Genomic DNA, 15,415 nt, shown 5'->3' with positions numbered 1-15,415 from the left:
TGCACGCCTTGCCCCCATCCGGTGCCCCCGAATCAGACGACCCGCTCGGTAGCCTCGGCGGCATGGTGTTCGACTCCGCCCACTTCGACCTCCAGCCGTACGCCGGTTTCGATATGGCCCGTTACGTTCGGCGGACGTATTGCAGCTGGGAGGACGCGGGCTGGCAGTCCCTGCTCGTCCAGCGGTTCGAGCACGTTCCCGTCGTCGAGGACATGGAGCTGCCCGGCGCGGCCGATCTGCACCTGGTGCTGCCGGTCGCCGGACGGGCGGTGATGGAGACGCGCAGCGGCGGCCGTGGGAGCCGCGACGCCTGGCAGCCGGGACGGCTTGAGCTGCGCGTCCCGGACCAGCCCGTCCTCCGCAGCTATCGCGGGGACGGGCCGATGCGGAGCGTGCAGGTCCACGTCCCGCGCGGCACCGTCGACGCGGTCGCGGCGCAGCTGGGCGGCCGCGCGGTGGACTACGAGGCCATGGCCGCGTCCCTGGCCTCCGGCGACCCGCTGATCGAGGAGATCGTCCGGACGGCCGGAGCCCCAGGCGCGGCCGACGATCTGTACGCCGAGTCCGCCGCCGCCTTCCTCACCACGCACCTGCTCACCCGCCACGCGCGGCGGCCGGTCCCCCGAACGCCGACACGGGAGGACGCACGCGTCCGCGCGGCCGTCGCGATGATGCGCGAGCGGCTCGCCGATCCGATCACCTTGGCCGACATCGCCGACGAGGTGCACCTCAGCGTCTACCACCTGGTCCGGGTCTTCAAGGAAGCGACCGGGACGACCCCGTACCGGCACCTCACCCGGCTGCGCATCGAGGAGGCGAAGCGGCTGCTGCGCGACACCGGCCTGCCGATCGCCCAGATAGCGCTGCGGTGCGGCTTCGCCAGCCCCGGTGCCCTGTCCACCGCCTTCCTGCGGGACACCGGAGTGCGGCCCTCGGTGTACCGCAATTCCTGATCGTCGCCCCGCAATCTCGCGCATGGGATCGGTGACGGCCTGTCCCTAGGTTTTTGGCCATGACCGACATCCCCTCGGACGAGATGGCGGCGGTGCCGGAGATCCAGCCCTTCGCCGTTCACGTCCCCGATCACGACCTGGCCGATCTGCGCGCCCGTCTGGAGCGGGTCCGGCTTCCCGAGCCCGAGACGGTGCCGGACGCCACGCAAGGGATCGGGTTGCGCCACCTGACGACGCTGCTGGACGCGTGGCGGCAGCACGACTGGCGCGCCCGGGAAGCCCGCTGGAACGCGATCCCGCACTACCGAGCACGTCTCGACGGACTCCGCATCGCGTTCTGGCACGTCCGCTCACCGGAACCGACGGCGCTGCCCCTGCTGCTGACGCACGGCTGGCCCGGCTCGGTGCTGGAGTTCGAGAAGGTGATCGGGCCGCTCAGCGATCCCGTCGCCCACGGCGGCTCGGCCCGCGACGCCTTCCACGTCGTCGTACCGTCGCTGCCCGGCTTCGGGTTCAGCGACCGGCCACGCGAGCGGGGCTGGAACCCGGGCCGCGTCGCGCGGGCGTGGGCCGCGTTGATGACCGCGCTCGGCTACCAGCGCTTCGGAGCGCACGGCGGGGACTGGGGTGCCCACGTGAGCACCGAACTGGCACTCCTTGCTCCCGAACGCGTCGCGGGCCTGCACCTGACGATGCCGCTGGCCTCTCCCCTGCCGGAGGACCGCGTCGCGCCCGACCCGGCCGAACAGCGCTTGCTGGACCGGCGCGACCTGCATCTGGCGGACGGCTACGGCTTCGGGATGGTGATGAGCACGCGCCCGCAGACGCTCGGCTACTCCCTGCTCGACTCGCCCTCCGGCCTGGCCGCGTGGCTCGGCGAGAAGTTCGCCGCCTACTCCGACACCCGGCCCGAGGCCGGTGGCGGCGTGAGCGTGGCAGAGCAGATCGACAACATCGCGCTGTACTGGCTGACCGGCACCGGCGCTTCGTCCGCTCGCTGGTACTGGGAAGCGATGCGCCGCTACCTCGACCTGCGGTCGTGGCACGAACTCGACCACGGCGGCCACTTTCCCGGCCTGGAACAACCGGCGGTTCTGGTGGCCGAGATCAGGGACGCCTTCCGCCATGCGCGGGATGCGGCACCCGTCCCTTCGGGGAACCGATGAACGAGTTGAGGGAGCGGTCGTGATGGAGTTCAACGGCAAGGTCGCGCTGGTCACCGGAGGTGCGGCGGGCATCGGACTGGCGGTCGCGCGACGGCTGGCGCTGGGCGGTGCCGTGGTCGTCGTCGCGGACCGCGACAAGGCCGCCCTGGACGCGCTGGACCTGGACAACACCATCGAGCTGGACGTGGCCGACGCGGGGTCGGTCGAGGCCGGAGTGCAGCGGATCGTCGACCGGTTCGGGGGCCTGCACCTGGCGGTCAACAACGCGGGCGTCAGCGGGACCGTCACCCCGACGGGCGCGTACGACCTGGCCGAATGGCACCGGATCATCGACGTCAACCTGCACGGTGTCTTCTACTCGCTGCGCTACGAGCTGCCCGCGATCGTCGCCTCAGGCGGCGGGGCGGTCGTGAACATGGCCTCGGTTCTGGGCACCAACGGCTTCCCCGGAGCCGCTGCATACGTGGCCGCCAAGCACGCGGTGGTGGGCCTGACGAAGACCGCCGCCCTCGATTACGCCGAGCAAGGAGTACGCGTCAACGCGGTCGGCCCCGCTTTCATCGACACGACGCTCCTGGCCGAGGCCGACAAGCAGGCCGTGGTGCCGCTGCATCCGCAAGGTCGGCTGGGGCGGCCAGAGGAGGTGGCGGAAGTGGTGGCGTTCCTGCTTTCCGACCGGGCCTCGTTCGTGCAGGGCAGCTACCACCTTGTCGACGGCGCTTACACGGCGCTCTGAGCTGCGCGACGGTTCTCGCTGCTGACGTCGAACGCAGAAGCGCGCACCGCACACGCGCTCGTCTTGCCGTAACCGCAAGATTTCGTGCCAAATCGTGGGTCTCCTGTCAAGACTGAACGCATCCCACACAAGGAGGCCCACCGTGCCCAGCACCGCATCACGACAGGAATCCATGACCACCGCTCCCCGGCCGCCGTCGCGCCGCCGCCTCCGATCAACGCGCGCAGCGACGGCCGCCGCCCTCGCCCTCCTGCTCGCGACCGGCACCGCCGCCTGCTCCCCACCGGCGGCCGACGCCGTCCCCTCCTACGCCACCGCCACGCAGGACGATCCCCAGTTCAAGAAGACCTTCCGGCACCAGTTCGCCGATGTCGACGGCGTCCGCATGCACTACGTGACGGGCGGCCGCGGCACGCCGGTCGTGCTGATCCACGGCTGGCCGCAGACCTGGTACGGCTGGTGGCCGATCATGCCGGAGCTCGCCAAGCACCACACCGTCTACGCCATCGATCTCCCTGGCCTGGGCGACAGCACCGGCTCACCGACCGGCTACGACAAGGCCGCCCTGGCGCGGTACGTGCACAAGCTGATCGCCGAGCGGCTCGGCGTGCGCGACGCTCGCGTCATCGGGCACGACTTCGGTGCCGCCGTGGCCTTCCAGTACGCCGCCCAGTTCCCCAACGACACCGCACGCCTCGGCTACCTCGACCTGCCGCTCCCCGGCCCCGCCATCGACGCGGCCAAATACCGCTCGATGAGCTGGCACATCGCCTTCCACTCCCAGCGGCGCGTCCCCGAAGCGGTGGTCAGTGACGACGTCCGCGAGTACCTGGCGCTGTTCTACCCGCAGGTCTCGTTCGGCGGGACGGCGTTCGGCGGCACCTCGGAGCGGTCCCCGTTCACCAACGCCGAGATCGACGAGTACGCGCGCACCTACCGCCGCCCCGAAGCCCTGGCAGGCGGCTTCGAGCTCTACCGCGCCCTCGACAAGGACGTCCGCGACACCACGGCCGCGCGACCGGTACGCGTCCCGACCCTGCTCATGGCCGCCCAGGGACAGATCGGACCGGTCCGGGCCACCGCCGCCCCGCGCATGACCAACATCGTGCGCGCGGTGGACGTGCCGAAGGCGGGCCACTGGCTCGTCGAGGAGAACCCCCAGTTCGTCACCGCCGAGTTGTTGCGCTTCCTCGGTGGATGACACCGCCCGCCCCTTCACCCAAAGGAGCCATCTGACATGCACAAATACGACGTCACCGTGACCACCAGCGCCTCGCAGGAGACCGTCTGGAAGCTCCTGGTCGACGCCGCGAGCTGGCCGCGCTGGTCCCGGATCGACAGCCTGGAGACGGCACGCTCGGTCGGCCTCGATCCCGGCGGCGACGATGAGGTCGGTGCCATCCGGGCCTTCCGGACGGGACGCACCGTGACCGGCGAGCGGCTGACCGAGAAGATCGAGCCGCGCCTCCTCGGCTACGAGGACGCGTTCGTCTCGTCGATGAGCAACTATCGCGCGCGCATCGAGCTGGATCCGATACCCGGCGTAGGCACGCTCATCCACTGGCACGGCCAGTACGAGACGAGCTGGCTGCTGCGCTGGTTCATGCCGCGCTACATCAGGAAATTCATGCAGGGCATGGCGGAGGGACTGGCCCGTTACGCCGAGGAGTGCGAGCGGACGCAGTGAGGTCTATGCCGCGCCGGGCACGAAACCGTCCGGGACGAACACCACGGGCGTGACGCTGCGGCGGATGCAGTACAGGCCGATGCCGCCGGGGATCTCCGGGGAGCTGATCCCGGTGGTGCCCAGCACCAGCAGCCGCGCGTCGCGGGCGCGCTCGACCAACTGCTCGCCGGGCGGGCCGTGCAGCGGTGCGGTGATGACGTGCTCGGGGCGTTCGCGGCAGCGCACGAAGGTCTCCAGCGCGCGTTGCAGGCGCTCGCCCGCGATGCGGCGCCGGTCGTCGTCCAGGGCGGGCAGAGCGGGGGCCTGCTCGCCCAGGTCCTCCCACACCGACACCACGTCCAGCACCGCGCCGTCGTCGGCCGCCTGCTTCGCCGCCCAGCGCAGGGCCCGGTCCGCGCCGAACGAGCCGTCGACGCCGACGACGATCCGGTTCCGCCAGGACTCGGCGTCCAGGCCACCGGCGGGCACCTCCCAGATGTCGCGCATCGGGTCCGGAGCAGAGGAGGAGGGCATGGACTGTCCTTTCGAGGGGTCGGGTTGAGGCATCAGCGGGTGAGGTGCAGGTAGGGGCCGTCGTGCCGGTCCAGCGCGTCGTGGGGGCCGTGCTGGACCACCCGGCCCCGGTCGAGCACGACGATCTCGTCCACCTGGTCCAGGCCCGTCAGGTCGTGGGTGATGAGCAGGACGGTCCGGTCGCGGGTGGCGCGCAGCAGGTCGGCGGTGAGGGCGGTGCGGGCGGCCGGGTCCAGGTGGGCGGTCGGTTCGTCGAGGACCAGCACGGCGGGGTCGGCGAGCAGGGCGCGGGCCAGGGCCAGGCGCTGGCGTTCGCCGCCGGACATGCGCGCGCCGTGCGCGCCGACCGGGGTGTCCCAGCCCTGCGGCAGCGACTCGATCCACGGCAGCAGGCGGGCGTCGGCGGCGGCGCGGCGCAGGTCGTCGTCGGTCGCGGTGGGATGGGCCAGGCGCAGGTTCTCGCGGACCGTGCTGTCGAACACGTGCGGGTCCTGCGGGCAGCCGCCGACGACGGCGCGTACGTCGTCGGACGCGTAGTCGGCCAGGTCGCGGCCGTTGAGGGTCACGCTGCCCCGCTCGGCGTCCAGGAAGCGCAGCAGCACGGCCGCGACGGTGCTCTTGCCCGCGCCGCTGGCTCCGACGAGCGCGACGCGGCGGCCGGGCGTCAGGTCCAGGTCGAGATCGCGGATGGCCCAAGGGCCGTCCGCCGCGTAGCGGGCGCTCATGCCGCGCAGCCGCAGCGTGACCGGCCGCTCGGGAGCCGGGAGCGGCAGGACCGGCTCCCGGACGGGTTCGGGCGTGTCCAGAACGCCGGTGATGCGACGCGCCGCCGCAGCCGTCTCGGCGAGGCGGGCCGCTGCGGCGGGCAGGGGCGCGACGGCCTCGAAGGCGGCGAGCGCCGTCAGCGCCAGCGCGGCCAGCGGGACGCGGCCCAGCGTGCCGTCCTCGACGGCCGCCACGCCCAGCACCAGCACGCCCCAGACCGTCGCGCCGCTGGTCAGGACGGCCAAGCCCGCGCCGACCGCCTGCGCGAACGCGTTGCGGCGGGTGTGGGCGGCGAGGTCGGCTTCGGCGGCGTCCAGGGCGGCCAGGGCGCGGTCCTGCGCGCCGAACGCGGTCAGGTCGGCGACGCCGGTGAACACGTCCACGGTCCGCGCCGACAACGTCCCGCGCGCGGCGCTCGCCCGGTGCGCGGCGCGTCGGGCCAGCACGGCGGTCGTCCACGGCACGACGACCCCGGCGACCAGCAGCCCGACCGCCAGCACCCCGGCGGCCGGAGCGAGCAGGAACGCGCACGCCGCCACCGTCGCGCCGCCCGCCAGCGCGGCCGCGACCGGCGGCAGCACGCCGCGCAGGAAAAGGTCCTGGGTGGCGTCCACGTCCGACACCAGCCGCGCCAGCAGGTCACCGGACCGGAACCGCCCCAGGCCCGCCGGGGCCAGGCGCTCCAGGCGGCGGTAGACGCGGACGCGCAGGTCACCGAGCACGCGGAACGCCGCATCGTGCGAGACGAGCCGTTCGGCGTAGCGCAGCACGCCGCGCCCGATGCCCAGGGCGCGGACGGCGACGACGGCCACGGTCAGCGCGGTGACGCTCGGGTGCTCGGCGGCGCGGGCCAGCAGGAAGCCCGACGTCCCGAGCAGCGCGATGCCCGCCAGTGTTGTCCCGGCTCCGGCGAGGGCCGCCAGCGCGAGCCTGCCGCGCATCGGGCGGGCGTAGGCCAGCAGGCGCACCGAGGGAGTGGTCATGCCGGCACCGCCAGGGGTTCGTGGACGGTCAGGCGGCCGTCGCGGAGTTCGGCGACGCGGTCGGCGGCCCGCGTCCAGGTGTGGTCGTGGGTGACGAGCACGACGGTGCGGCCCGCCATGAGCCGTTCGACGGTGTCGCGGATCTCGCGGGCGGTGCCGCCGTCCAGGTGGGCGGTGGGCTCGTCGAGCAGCAGCAGGGGCGCGTCGCGCAGGAACGCGCGGGCCAGCGCCAGGCGTTGCCGCTGGCCGCTGGACAGGCGCGCGCCGCGTTCCCCGACGGGGGTGGCGTAGCCCTGCGGCAGCTCCTCGATGAAGGCGGCGGCCCCGGCCAGGTGGGCGGCGCGGCACACGGCGGCGTCGTCGGCGTCGGGCGCGCCGAGCCGGATGTTGTCGGCCACGCTGGCGTCGAACAGGTGCGGCTGCTGCGGCACCCAGGAGACGCCGCGTCGCCACTGCTCGGCAGGGACGTGCCCGAAGCCCGTGGTGCCCTCGGACGGCTCGACGAAGCGCAGCAGCAGCGCCAGCAGCGTGCTCTTCCCTGCGCCACTGGGGCCGGTGACGACCAGGCGTTCCCCGTCGCGAAGGTCAAGGGTGACGTCGGACAGGGCGGGGCGGTCCCGATCGGGGTAACGCACGGTGACGTTCGCCAGGCTGGGACGGGCGGGCCCCTCCCCCGTCGCCAAGCCCTCAGGAACGGGAGCGTCCAGCACGTCGAGAACACGTTCGGCGGCGGTGACGCCCTCCAAGCTCGCGTGATACTGCGCGCCAACGTTGCGTAGCGGCAGGTACGCCTCGGGCGCCAGCAGCAGCACCAGCAGCGCGGTCCGGTAGTCGATGCCGCCGCCCAGCAGTCGCAGCCCGACCTCGACCGCGACGACGGCGACCGCCAGCGTGGCCAGCAGCTCCAGCACGAACGCCGACAGGAACGCCACCCGCAACGTGCGCATGGTCGCCCGGCGATGGGCGGCGGTGATGTCGCCGATCACGGCGGCCTGCGCCTTGGCACGGCCGAAGACCTTCAACGTGGCCAGGCCCTCGACCACGTCGAGGAAGTGGCCGCCCAGGCGCTCCAGCAGCAACCACTGCCGTTCGGTGCGGGCGCGGGTGTGCAGCCCCACCAGGATCATGAAGATCGGAACCAGCGGCAGGGTGAGCGCGATGACCAGCGCTGACAGCGGGTCGGCGCGGACGGTCACGGCGAGGACCGCGACCGGTACCAGGCACGCCAGGACGAGTTGCGGCAGGTAGCGGGCGAAGTAGGCGTCCAGCGCGTCCAGGCCTCGGGAGGCGAGGACGGCCAGCTCGCCCGGCCCGCCGCCCGCGCGGCGGCCGGGCCCGAGGCGCAGCGCGTGCGCGGCCAGGTCGCGGCGCAGGCGCGTCTTGACGGCGGCGGCCGACCGGTGCGCGAGGGCCTCGGCCGCCCAGGCGACGGCTGCCCGCGCCGCCGCGATCGCCAGCAGGGCCAGCAGCGACGGCGTCAGCGCGGCGGCGGTCCGTCCGGCGAACGCCCCGGCCAGCACGTCGGCCAGCAGCACCGCCTGCGCCACGATCAGGCCCGTGGTGACCAGGCCCGACACCGCCGACGCGGCCAGGAAGGCGCGCGCGGCGCGGGCCCGGCGCAGCAGGCGCGGGTCGAGAGGCTTCACCGGGCAGCCTCGTCGGCGGCCGGGACGGGCGTGATCGCGGTGCGGGTGATCCGCTGCCGGAACACCCAGTAGGTCCAGCCCTGGTAGAGCAGCACCAGCGGCGTGAAGACGACCGCGACCCACGTCATGACGGTCAGGGTGTAGGGGGTGGAGGCGGCGTTGTGCACGGTCAGGCTGAACGCGGCGCTGGTGGAGGACGGCATCACGTTCGGCCACAGGTCGCCGAACAGCGTGGCGACGGTCGCCACGATCGCGACGGCCGTGCCGGTGAAGGCGATCCCCTCGCGGCCGCGCAGCGCCGCCGCGACCCCGCCGACCAGCGCCGCGGCGGCGACGGCGGCGGTGACCCAGGTGAGGGCGCGGCCGTGCTGGAGCTGGGTGGCGACGAGGAACGCCACGGCGACCGCCGCCGTCGGGAGCCACATCCGCTCGATCAGGGCGCGGGCGCGGTAGCGGACCTCGCCGTCGGTCTTCAGCGCCAGGAACACCGCGCCGTGCAGGGTGAACACCGCCAGCGTGGTGAGGCCGCCGAGCAGCGCGTAGGGGTTGAGCAGGTTCAGCAGGCCGCCGGTGTACTGGTGGTCGGCGTCGATCGGGACACCGCGCAGGATGTTGGCGAACGCGACACCCCACAGGAACGCCGGGACCAGCGACCCCCAGAAGATCGCGTGGTCCCAGGCGCGCCGCCAGCGCGGATCGTCGGCCTTGCCGCGGAACTCGAAGGCGACGCCGCGGGCGATCAGCGCGGCCAGGATCAGCAGCAGCGGCAGGTAGAAGCCGCTGAACAGGGTGGCGTACCACTCGGGGAAGGCGGCGAAGGTCGCGCCGCCCGCCACCAGCAGCCACACCTCGTTGCCGTCCCAGACCGGCCCGATCGTGTTGATCATGATGCGGCGGTCGGTGTCGGCGTGCGCGGCCGAGCGCGCGCCGAGCACCGGCAGCAGCACCCCGACGCCGAAGTCGAAGCCCTCCAGGACGAAGTAGCCGGTCCACAACACGGCGATGAGCAGGAACCAGACGGTGGTGAGTTCCATGGCCTTGGGTCTCCGGAGATCAGTACGAGAAGGCGGGCATCGGCTCGTCGGCCGCGGGCGTCTGGTCCTCCGGCGGCGGCCCTTGCCGCACGTGCCGGACCATCAGGGCCCCGGCGACGGCGGCGAGCACCGCGTAGAGCAGGGTGAACACGACCAGGGAAGTGACGACCTCGCCGGACCCGACCGACGGGGACACGCCGTCGCGGGTGCGCAGGACCCCGGCCACCACCCAGGGCTGGCGACCCATCTCGGTGAAGATCCAGCCCATGGTGTTGGCGAGGTAGGGCAGCGCGATCGCCGCGAGCGCCAGGCGCGCGAACCAGCGTCCGGTGGGGGTGCGGCCCCAGCGTGTCAGCCAGAGCCCGGCGAGCGCGAGCAGCCCGGCCAGCGCCCCGAACCCGATCATGAAGCGGAAGCTCCAGTAGGTGACCGGCACGACCGGCTTGTAGCTGCCGGGACCGTAGGCCGCCTCGTACTGGCGCTGCACGTCGTTGATGCCCTCGACGCGCCCGTCCGGGTCGCCGGTGGCCATGAACGACAACACGTGCGGCACCCGCAGGCTCCACAACTCCCGGCCGCCGTCCAGCGAGCCGACCGTGAACAGCGAGAACGAGGCGGGCGCGGTGGTGTCGTACAGCGCTTCGGCGGCGGCCATCTTCATGGGCTGCTGCTCGGTCATGATGCGGGCCTGGACGTCGCCGGAGACGGTGACGCCGAGCGCGGCGACCAGCGAGACCGCCAGCCCCGCCCGCAGCGCGGGCCGGAACACCGTCGCGTCGCGGCCCCGGGCGAGCTGCCAGGCGCTGATGCCGATGACGAACAGCCCGGCGGTGAGGAACGCCCCGAACAACACGTGCGGGAACGTCACCAGCGCGGTGGAGTTGGTGAGCAGCTTCCAAATGCTGGTCAGCTCAGCGCGGTTGGTCTCGGGGTTGATGCGGTAGCCGACCGGGTGCTGCATCCAGGAGTTGGCGGCCAGGATGAAGTAGGCCGACACGTTGGAGCCGATCGCGGCGATCCAGATCGTGGCCAGGTGCAGCCGGGGCGACAACCGGTCCCACCCGAAGATCCACAGTCCGAGGAAGGTGGACTCCAGGAAGAACGCGAGCAGCCCCTCCATGGCCAGCGGCGCGCCGAACACGTCGCCGACGAACCGCGAGTAGGCCGACCAGTTCATGCCGAACTGGAACTCCTGCACGATCCCGGTGACCACGCCCACCGCGAAGTTGATCAGGAAGAGCTTGCCGAAGAACCTGGTCATCCGCAGGTGGGCGGGGTTCCCGGTGCGCCGCCAGGCGGTCTGCATGCCCGCGACCAGCAGCGACAGCCCGATGGTGAGCGGGACGAACACGAAGTGGTAGACGGTGGTGATCCCGAACTGCCAGCGGGACAGGTCCAGTGCGTTCACCGGCGGGTCAGCCTTCCTCGGTCACGTCGGCGGCGCGCCGCACGGTGGCGAACCCGGGCCCGGCCGCCGTGCCCAACCGCAGGATCATCTGCGGATGCGCGCCCGCGCAGAACCGGTCACGGACGAAGTCGCGCAGCTCGGGGATCTCCAGGGCCTGCGTGTGGAACGCGGCCGCCAACCCGGCCTCGGTGGCGCGCAGCAACACACGTTGCAGGGCCTGCCCGGCGCGGACCCAGTCGCGCGGCTCGTCGGAGCCGGTGACCAGCAGCAGGACGGCGCCGGTGAGCAGAGCGTCCTCGGGCGGCTCGACGTGCACGCCCCAGCCGTGGCCGCGGGCGAAGTCGCGCGTCGGGAAGTGCGGCTCGGTGCGCGGCGACTGCTGCGGGTAGGACTCCTGGGGCACGCCCTCGGCGCGGGTGCTGCCGGGGGCGGGGGCCCAGCGGGCGGTCTCGCTCATGTACTGGCGGCTGCGGCGCTGCACGTGGTCGGCGGCCTGGGTGAGCGCGGCCAGGGCGCCCTTGGTGTGCATCTCGATCGCCTGGACGAGACGGGCACCTTCGGCCTCGGCCTCGTAGTGCAGGCCCGCGAGGACGGGCGCGCCCACCGGCTCGTCGACGAAGGCGCCGCGATGGGTGCGCCGCCGCTCGATCTGGGCGTACAGGCGGCGCACGTCGGCGTCCTCGATGGCGTCGCCCTCGGCCACGTGGACGTCGGCGACCAGGTGCGGCCGGTCGGGGTCGGGCAGCACGACGGTCTCGGGCCGGTAGCCCTCGGCGCGCAGCGCGAGGCGCAACGTGTAGAGGGCCGCCCCGCAGCTGAGCAGCATCTCGCGACCGTCGGGGTCGGCGACCTCCAGCCGCCGGTCGGCGTCGGCGCGCAGGCTGATGGTGGACCCGCGCACCGAGAACCGCCACGGCTGGGTGTTGTGCACCGAGGGGGCCCAGACGGCGGCGTCGATGGCAGCCCTGAGGTCCTTGTCGGTGCGCCCGGAGGCGGGTTCGCGTGTCATGTCGGCTCCTTGCTCGTCGCTGATCCCAGCCCACCACCGGGGGCGGGGGCGGAGGCAGGGGCGAAGGATCACAAGGAGTGGGACCTTGGTCCCGGAACGAGGCAGGTTCGTTAAGGAGCGCGGTGGACTTGACGGCCGCCTGGCCTGGGACGTCGGCGCGCCCCAGGCCAGGCCGGGTTCAGGCGGCGACCCACCTGGTGCAGTTGGTCGTGGTGTTGGGGCCGACGCAGACGCGGAAGGACGTGACCCGCCATCCGGACGGCGTTCTGATGGCCCCGCACCCGGAGGCGCTGCCGTTACCGTCGCCGACCCAGTTGAACTGGCCGTTGGCGTAGAACTCGGTGCGGATGCCGAGGCCGTCGGCGTTGGTGTCGCAGGCGTAGACGCGGGTGTGGCTGTTGGTGACACCGCCGTACCCGCGGTTGACGTAGGAGACGGAGGCGTCGTGGGCGCTGACGGGCATGGCCGTGGCGGTGGCCAGGGCGAGGGTGCCCACGGCGACGGCTGATCCGAGTGCGATCCGCCTCGTAGTGGCGTCCATCGCAGTCCCTTCTGTGCGGCGGGCCGGTGGCTCCAGCCCGCTCACCCCCACTCCACAGGCGTTCACGAAAATGCGCCAGTATTCACTGGCTTATAACGGTCGACACGCCGAGGAGATGTCCCGGCCAACGACCGGAGGACACCCACATGGTCGCCATTGGATCTCCATCGACCGCAATTCCTCCGGCTCCGCCGCATCCATCCTTGGCCGAAGCCGGACGCGGACCACCGCTCGCGCGGGTGAGACTTCAGCGCTGGTCCTCCACGTGGACGATCCAGAGCTCACGGCCGTCGCGGTCCCGCTGGAGCCCGCCGCGCAGATGATCGGGCTCCTCAGCCCGTCTGGCGCCACGTAGGTCAGCACGTCCGGATGGTGGCCCTGCACCGCCCATCCGGGGGCGGCTTCCACTGCTTCACGCTGGACACCCACCACACCGGCGGCTTCGAGGACTACCTGTCGTGAACCGGCCGGGCGTGCTCCTGCTGAACGCGTCCGGCCCCGAGGCAGGCCTCCTCACCGACCGCAGAGCGCCTTCAGCTGCTGGCGGCGTGGACGGCCACCGCGATGACGGCGCGGCGCTGATAAGCCGATCGCGGCCGAACCCGGCCTGACCGCGCCGTACGCCTCGATGCGGTAGCCGGTGTCAGCGGGATGCGTCGGCCGGCCGGGCTTCAACCGGTTTTGGGGCCGGGCTCTGTTCGCTGGGAATCACGAGCCGTCCACCGGGTATGCCGGCAGAAAGCCCTGCGGGGCAGATGTTCAAGGAGAAGATCACGATGGCGGAAGACCATAAGGCTCAGGCGGCGTTCGACGACTTCGTCCAGCTGTGGACCACCGGCACGACCGCGGGGCGCCGCGCACCGGTGCTGCGCCGCCCCGACGAGGTGGGGCTGGAGTACGAGGACGTCTTCTTCCCCTCGATGGACGGCGTGCCGCTGGAGGGCTGGTTCATCCCGGCCGATTCGGACAAGCTCGTCATCCACAATCACTTCCTGCCGGGCAACCGGTACGGGTACCCCGGGCATCTCCCGGAGTTCAGCGGCCTGGGCGGCTTCGAGGTGAGCTTCCTGCCCGAGTACCGGGCCTTGCACGACGCCGGCTACAACGTCCTGGCCTACGACATCCGCAACCACGGCATGAGCGGTCAGGGCAACGGCGGGATCACCGGAATCGGGCTGCGCGAGTACCGCGACGTCATCGGCTCGTTGCGCTACGCCGCCTCGCGGCCCGACACCCGAAGCATGAGGAAGGTCCTGCTGTCGGTGTGCCTGGGCGCTGACTCCACCGCCGTGGCCTGGTCCACCCACCCCGAAGAGTTCTCCGAGATCCAGGCGATGGTCATGTTGCAACCGGTCTCGGCGCGCCCCGTGATCGAGGAGTTCGTCAAGGGCATCGGCATGGCCGACGGGTTCGCCAAGTTCGACAAGGCCGTGCACGAGCGGACCGGGTTCCACTTGGACGAGCAGTCCCCCATCGAGCACGTCAAGGCGGTCACCGTCCCCACGCTCGTCGCGCAGGTCCACGACGACACCATGACCCGCCCCGAGGACGTCCAGTCGATCTACGATGCCCTGCCGGTCGCCGACAAGGACCTGCACTGGATCCGCGGCACCGACCAGCGGTTCCGTGGCTACAACTACTTCGGCGAACACCCCGAAGTCCTGATCAACTGGTTCGACAAGCACCTCCAGTGATCCAGAACCCGCAGAGGGCGGCGGGATGGCTGCGCCCTCCAGAGAGACCATCGGGGAGGACGCTGCCATGCCGAACGTGCTGGTACTGGGCGCCGGCGGACGGATCGCACAACAGGCGACCCGCATGCTCGCCGACAACGACGCCGACCTGACCCTGTTCGCACGCGACCCCGGCCGCCTCACCGACACGCCCGCCTCAGCCCGGGTCGTCGAAGGCGACGTACTGGACCGCGACCGCCTCGCCGATGCCGTGGCCGGGCAGGACATCGTCTACGCCAACCTTGCAGGCGACCTCGACGTCCAAGCCGAACGCATCGTCGAGGCGATGCGGAAACAGAGCGTCCAACGCCTGATCTTCATCACCTCGCTGGGGATCTACGACGAGGTCCCGGGCGCCTTCGGCGAATGGAACCGGCGGCAGATCGGCGGAATGCTCCCGCCCTACCGCGCCGCCGCCGACACCATCGAGGCCTCCTCCCTCGACTACACGATCCTGCGGCCCGCCTGGCTCACCGACACCGACGAAGTCGACTACGAGCTCACCCGGAAAGACGAACCCTTCAAGGGAACCGAGGTCTCCCGCAAGAGCGTGGCGGCCCTGGTCGCCGACATCATCGCCTCGCCCGACCTGTGGCCGCGCTCGAACCTCGGAGTGAACAAACCCGGCACCGACGGCGACAAGCCGTCATTCCTATGACCTGTCGAGTTTCTCCCGAACGTGACTCCAGGGCCGAAAGGAGTCATGCGCAGCGACCGTCGCTCTTCGTGCTCGCATAAATGACCGGTTGTGCGAGACCCGCGAACCGCCCCGGCGCCGCCGTGTCCGCCCAGGTCGCGATTCTCAGAATTCCTCGCAGAACCCGATGGTTGTGCGAGAAGGTTCTGCGAGGCTGGCCGGGTGGACCTCACCCCAGATGAGGCGGCCGACGCCGTCGAGGCCCACGACTGCCCGGCATGCGAGGTGATGGCACCCTTCACCGCGCCGCACCCGCGGCGGCAAGGTCGCCGCCAAGTACCACACCGCCCGGTTCATCCTGGTGCCCGCACTGCGCGACCTACTCGAGGTACCCGTCCCAGCCGGGCGCCGGCCCGGCGCGCCATGGCAGGCGCGGCCGCCGGTGCCGCCCGCCGAGATCAGCCCGGCCGCGCCGCCGATCCGCGTCGGGTACGCGCGCTGCTCCACCAAGGGCCAGGAGCTCGACAGCCAGCTGCCCGCGCTGCGCGCCGCTGGCTGCCCCCGAATCTTCGCCGAGAAGATCTCCACCCGCGTCAAGGTGCGG

Annotated in this window: 15 protein-coding genes; 7 read left to right on the top strand and 8 right to left on the bottom strand. The window is 72.1% G+C overall.

Annotated elements, in window-relative coordinates:
* Positions 1 to 62 precede the first annotated feature (62 nt).
* The 5 genes from AH6_RS04850 to AH6_RS04830 all read left to right on the top strand — a co-directional run bounded on the left by AH6_RS04850 (position 63) and on the right by AH6_RS04830 (position 4,542).
* The gene (locus AH6_RS04850; protein ID WP_067474166.1) at positions 63 to 953 is read left to right on the top strand and encodes a helix-turn-helix domain-containing protein; all 891 of its coding nucleotides are present in this window, start codon (positions 63 to 65) and stop codon (positions 951 to 953) included.
* Positions 954 to 1,012: 59 nt separating this feature from the next.
* The gene (locus AH6_RS04845) at positions 1,013 to 2,119 is read left to right on the top strand and encodes an epoxide hydrolase family protein (RefSeq protein WP_245679183.1); all 1,107 of its coding nucleotides are present in this window, start codon (positions 1,013 to 1,015) and stop codon (positions 2,117 to 2,119) included.
* Positions 2,120 to 2,141: 22 nt separating this feature from the next.
* Positions 2,142 to 2,855 (top strand): SDR family NAD(P)-dependent oxidoreductase, encoded by a 714-nt coding sequence (locus AH6_RS04840; RefSeq protein WP_067474163.1) that lies wholly within the window; start codon positions 2,142 to 2,144, stop codon positions 2,853 to 2,855.
* A gap of 172 nt (positions 2,856 to 3,027) precedes the next feature.
* A complete protein-coding gene (locus tag AH6_RS04835) occupies positions 3,028 to 4,056 on the top strand; it encodes an alpha/beta fold hydrolase (protein ID WP_067474160.1) in 1,029 nt (342 codons plus the stop codon).
* Positions 4,057 to 4,092: 36 nt separating this feature from the next.
* The gene (locus AH6_RS04830) at positions 4,093 to 4,542 is read left to right on the top strand and encodes an SRPBCC family protein (protein WP_067474157.1); all 450 of its coding nucleotides are present in this window, start codon (positions 4,093 to 4,095) and stop codon (positions 4,540 to 4,542) included.
* Between the two features lie 3 nt (positions 4,543 to 4,545).
* On the opposite strand, the gene AH6_RS04825 is transcribed toward AH6_RS04830, so the two are convergent.
* The 7 genes from AH6_RS04825 to AH6_RS04795 form a co-directional block, all read right to left on the bottom strand.
* A complete protein-coding gene (locus AH6_RS04825; protein WP_169807796.1) occupies positions 4,546 to 5,055 on the bottom strand; it encodes a universal stress protein in 510 nt (169 codons plus the stop codon).
* 32 nt (positions 5,056 to 5,087) lie between these two features.
* Positions 5,088 to 6,803 carry a thiol reductant ABC exporter subunit CydC gene (gene cydC, locus AH6_RS04820; RefSeq protein ID WP_067474150.1) on the bottom strand — a complete coding sequence of 572 codons (1,716 nt, stop codon included), beginning with the start codon at positions 6,801 to 6,803 and terminating at the stop codon, positions 5,088 to 5,090.
* Positions 6,800 to 8,449 carry a thiol reductant ABC exporter subunit CydD gene (gene cydD / locus AH6_RS04815; RefSeq protein ID WP_067474148.1) on the bottom strand — a complete coding sequence of 550 codons (1,650 nt, stop codon included), beginning with the start codon at positions 8,447 to 8,449 and terminating at the stop codon, positions 6,800 to 6,802. Before cydD ends, cydC begins: the two co-directional genes overlap by 4 nt.
* A complete protein-coding gene (gene cydB / locus AH6_RS04810; RefSeq protein ID WP_067474145.1) occupies positions 8,446 to 9,483 on the bottom strand; it encodes a cytochrome d ubiquinol oxidase subunit II in 1,038 nt (345 codons plus the stop codon). The genes cydD and cydB overlap by 4 nt, the downstream gene beginning before the upstream one ends.
* Positions 9,484 to 9,502: 19 nt before the next feature.
* Positions 9,503 to 10,891, bottom strand: coding sequence for a cytochrome ubiquinol oxidase subunit I (locus AH6_RS04805; protein WP_067474142.1), 1,389 nt, complete (start codon positions 10,889 to 10,891; stop codon positions 9,503 to 9,505).
* Between the two features lie 7 nt (positions 10,892 to 10,898).
* Positions 10,899 to 11,900 (bottom strand): Acg family FMN-binding oxidoreductase, encoded by a 1,002-nt coding sequence (locus AH6_RS04800; RefSeq protein ID WP_067474140.1) that lies wholly within the window; start codon positions 11,898 to 11,900, stop codon positions 10,899 to 10,901.
* Positions 11,901 to 12,078: 178 nt separating this feature from the next.
* Positions 12,079 to 12,441 (bottom strand): hypothetical protein, encoded by a 363-nt coding sequence (locus AH6_RS04795; protein ID WP_157431268.1) that lies wholly within the window; start codon positions 12,439 to 12,441, stop codon positions 12,079 to 12,081.
* A gap of 776 nt (positions 12,442 to 13,217) precedes the next feature.
* Between AH6_RS04795 and AH6_RS04790 the strand changes: the two genes are divergently transcribed.
* A complete protein-coding gene (locus AH6_RS04790; RefSeq protein ID WP_067474920.1) occupies positions 13,218 to 14,135 on the top strand; it encodes an alpha/beta hydrolase family protein in 918 nt (305 codons plus the stop codon).
* Positions 14,136 to 14,160: 25 nt separating this feature from the next.
* On the top strand, positions 14,161 to 14,832 hold the full coding sequence (locus AH6_RS04785; RefSeq protein ID WP_245679182.1) for an SDR family oxidoreductase: 672 nt from the start codon (positions 14,161 to 14,163) through the stop codon (positions 14,830 to 14,832).
* 144 nt (positions 14,833 to 14,976) lie between these two features.
* Here AH6_RS04785 and AH6_RS47230 read toward each other — a convergent pair whose 3' ends face one another.
* Positions 14,977 to 15,399, bottom strand: a complete 423-nt coding sequence (locus AH6_RS47230) for a hypothetical protein (RefSeq protein ID WP_067474131.1) — start codon at positions 15,397 to 15,399, stop codon at positions 14,977 to 14,979.
* Between the last annotated feature and the right edge of the window lie 16 nt (positions 15,400 to 15,415).

Origin of the sequence: Actinomadura hibisca NBRC 15177 (assembly GCF_001552635.1) — a bacterium.
Lineage (GTDB): Bacteria > Actinomycetota > Actinomycetes > Streptosporangiales > Streptosporangiaceae > Spirillospora > Spirillospora hibisca.
The sequence above is the reverse complement of the archived record's forward strand: the minus strand, read 5'-3'. Positions and strand labels throughout refer to the sequence as shown.

Coding starts and splice junctions, on each gene's coding strand:
- AH6_RS04850 (WP_067474166.1), top strand. CDS start 63: ATGGTGTTCGACTCCGCCCACTTCGACCTCCAGCCGTACGCCGGTTTC.
- AH6_RS04845 (WP_245679183.1), top strand. CDS start 1,013: ATGACCGACATCCCCTCGGACGAGATGGCGGCGGTGCCGGAGATCCAG.
- AH6_RS04840 (WP_067474163.1), top strand. CDS start 2,142: ATGGAGTTCAACGGCAAGGTCGCGCTGGTCACCGGAGGTGCGGCGGGC.
- AH6_RS04835 (WP_067474160.1), top strand. CDS start 3,028: ATGACCACCGCTCCCCGGCCGCCGTCGCGCCGCCGCCTCCGATCAACG.
- AH6_RS04830 (WP_067474157.1), top strand. CDS start 4,093: ATGCACAAATACGACGTCACCGTGACCACCAGCGCCTCGCAGGAGACC.
- AH6_RS04825 (WP_169807796.1), bottom strand. CDS start 5,055: ATGCCCTCCTCCTCTGCTCCGGACCCGATGCGCGACATCTGGGAGGTG.
- cydC (WP_067474150.1), bottom strand. CDS start 6,803: ATGACCACTCCCTCGGTGCGCCTGCTGGCCTACGCCCGCCCGATGCGC.
- cydB (WP_067474145.1), bottom strand. CDS start 9,483: ATGGAACTCACCACCGTCTGGTTCCTGCTCATCGCCGTGTTGTGGACC.
- AH6_RS04800 (WP_067474140.1), bottom strand. CDS start 11,900: ATGACACGCGAACCCGCCTCCGGGCGCACCGACAAGGACCTCAGGGCT.
- AH6_RS04795 (WP_157431268.1), bottom strand. CDS start 12,441: ATGGACGCCACTACGAGGCGGATCGCACTCGGATCAGCCGTCGCCGTG.
- AH6_RS04790 (WP_067474920.1), top strand. CDS start 13,218: ATGGCGGAAGACCATAAGGCTCAGGCGGCGTTCGACGACTTCGTCCAG.
- AH6_RS04785 (WP_245679182.1), top strand. CDS start 14,161: ATGGCTGCGCCCTCCAGAGAGACCATCGGGGAGGACGCTGCCATGCCG.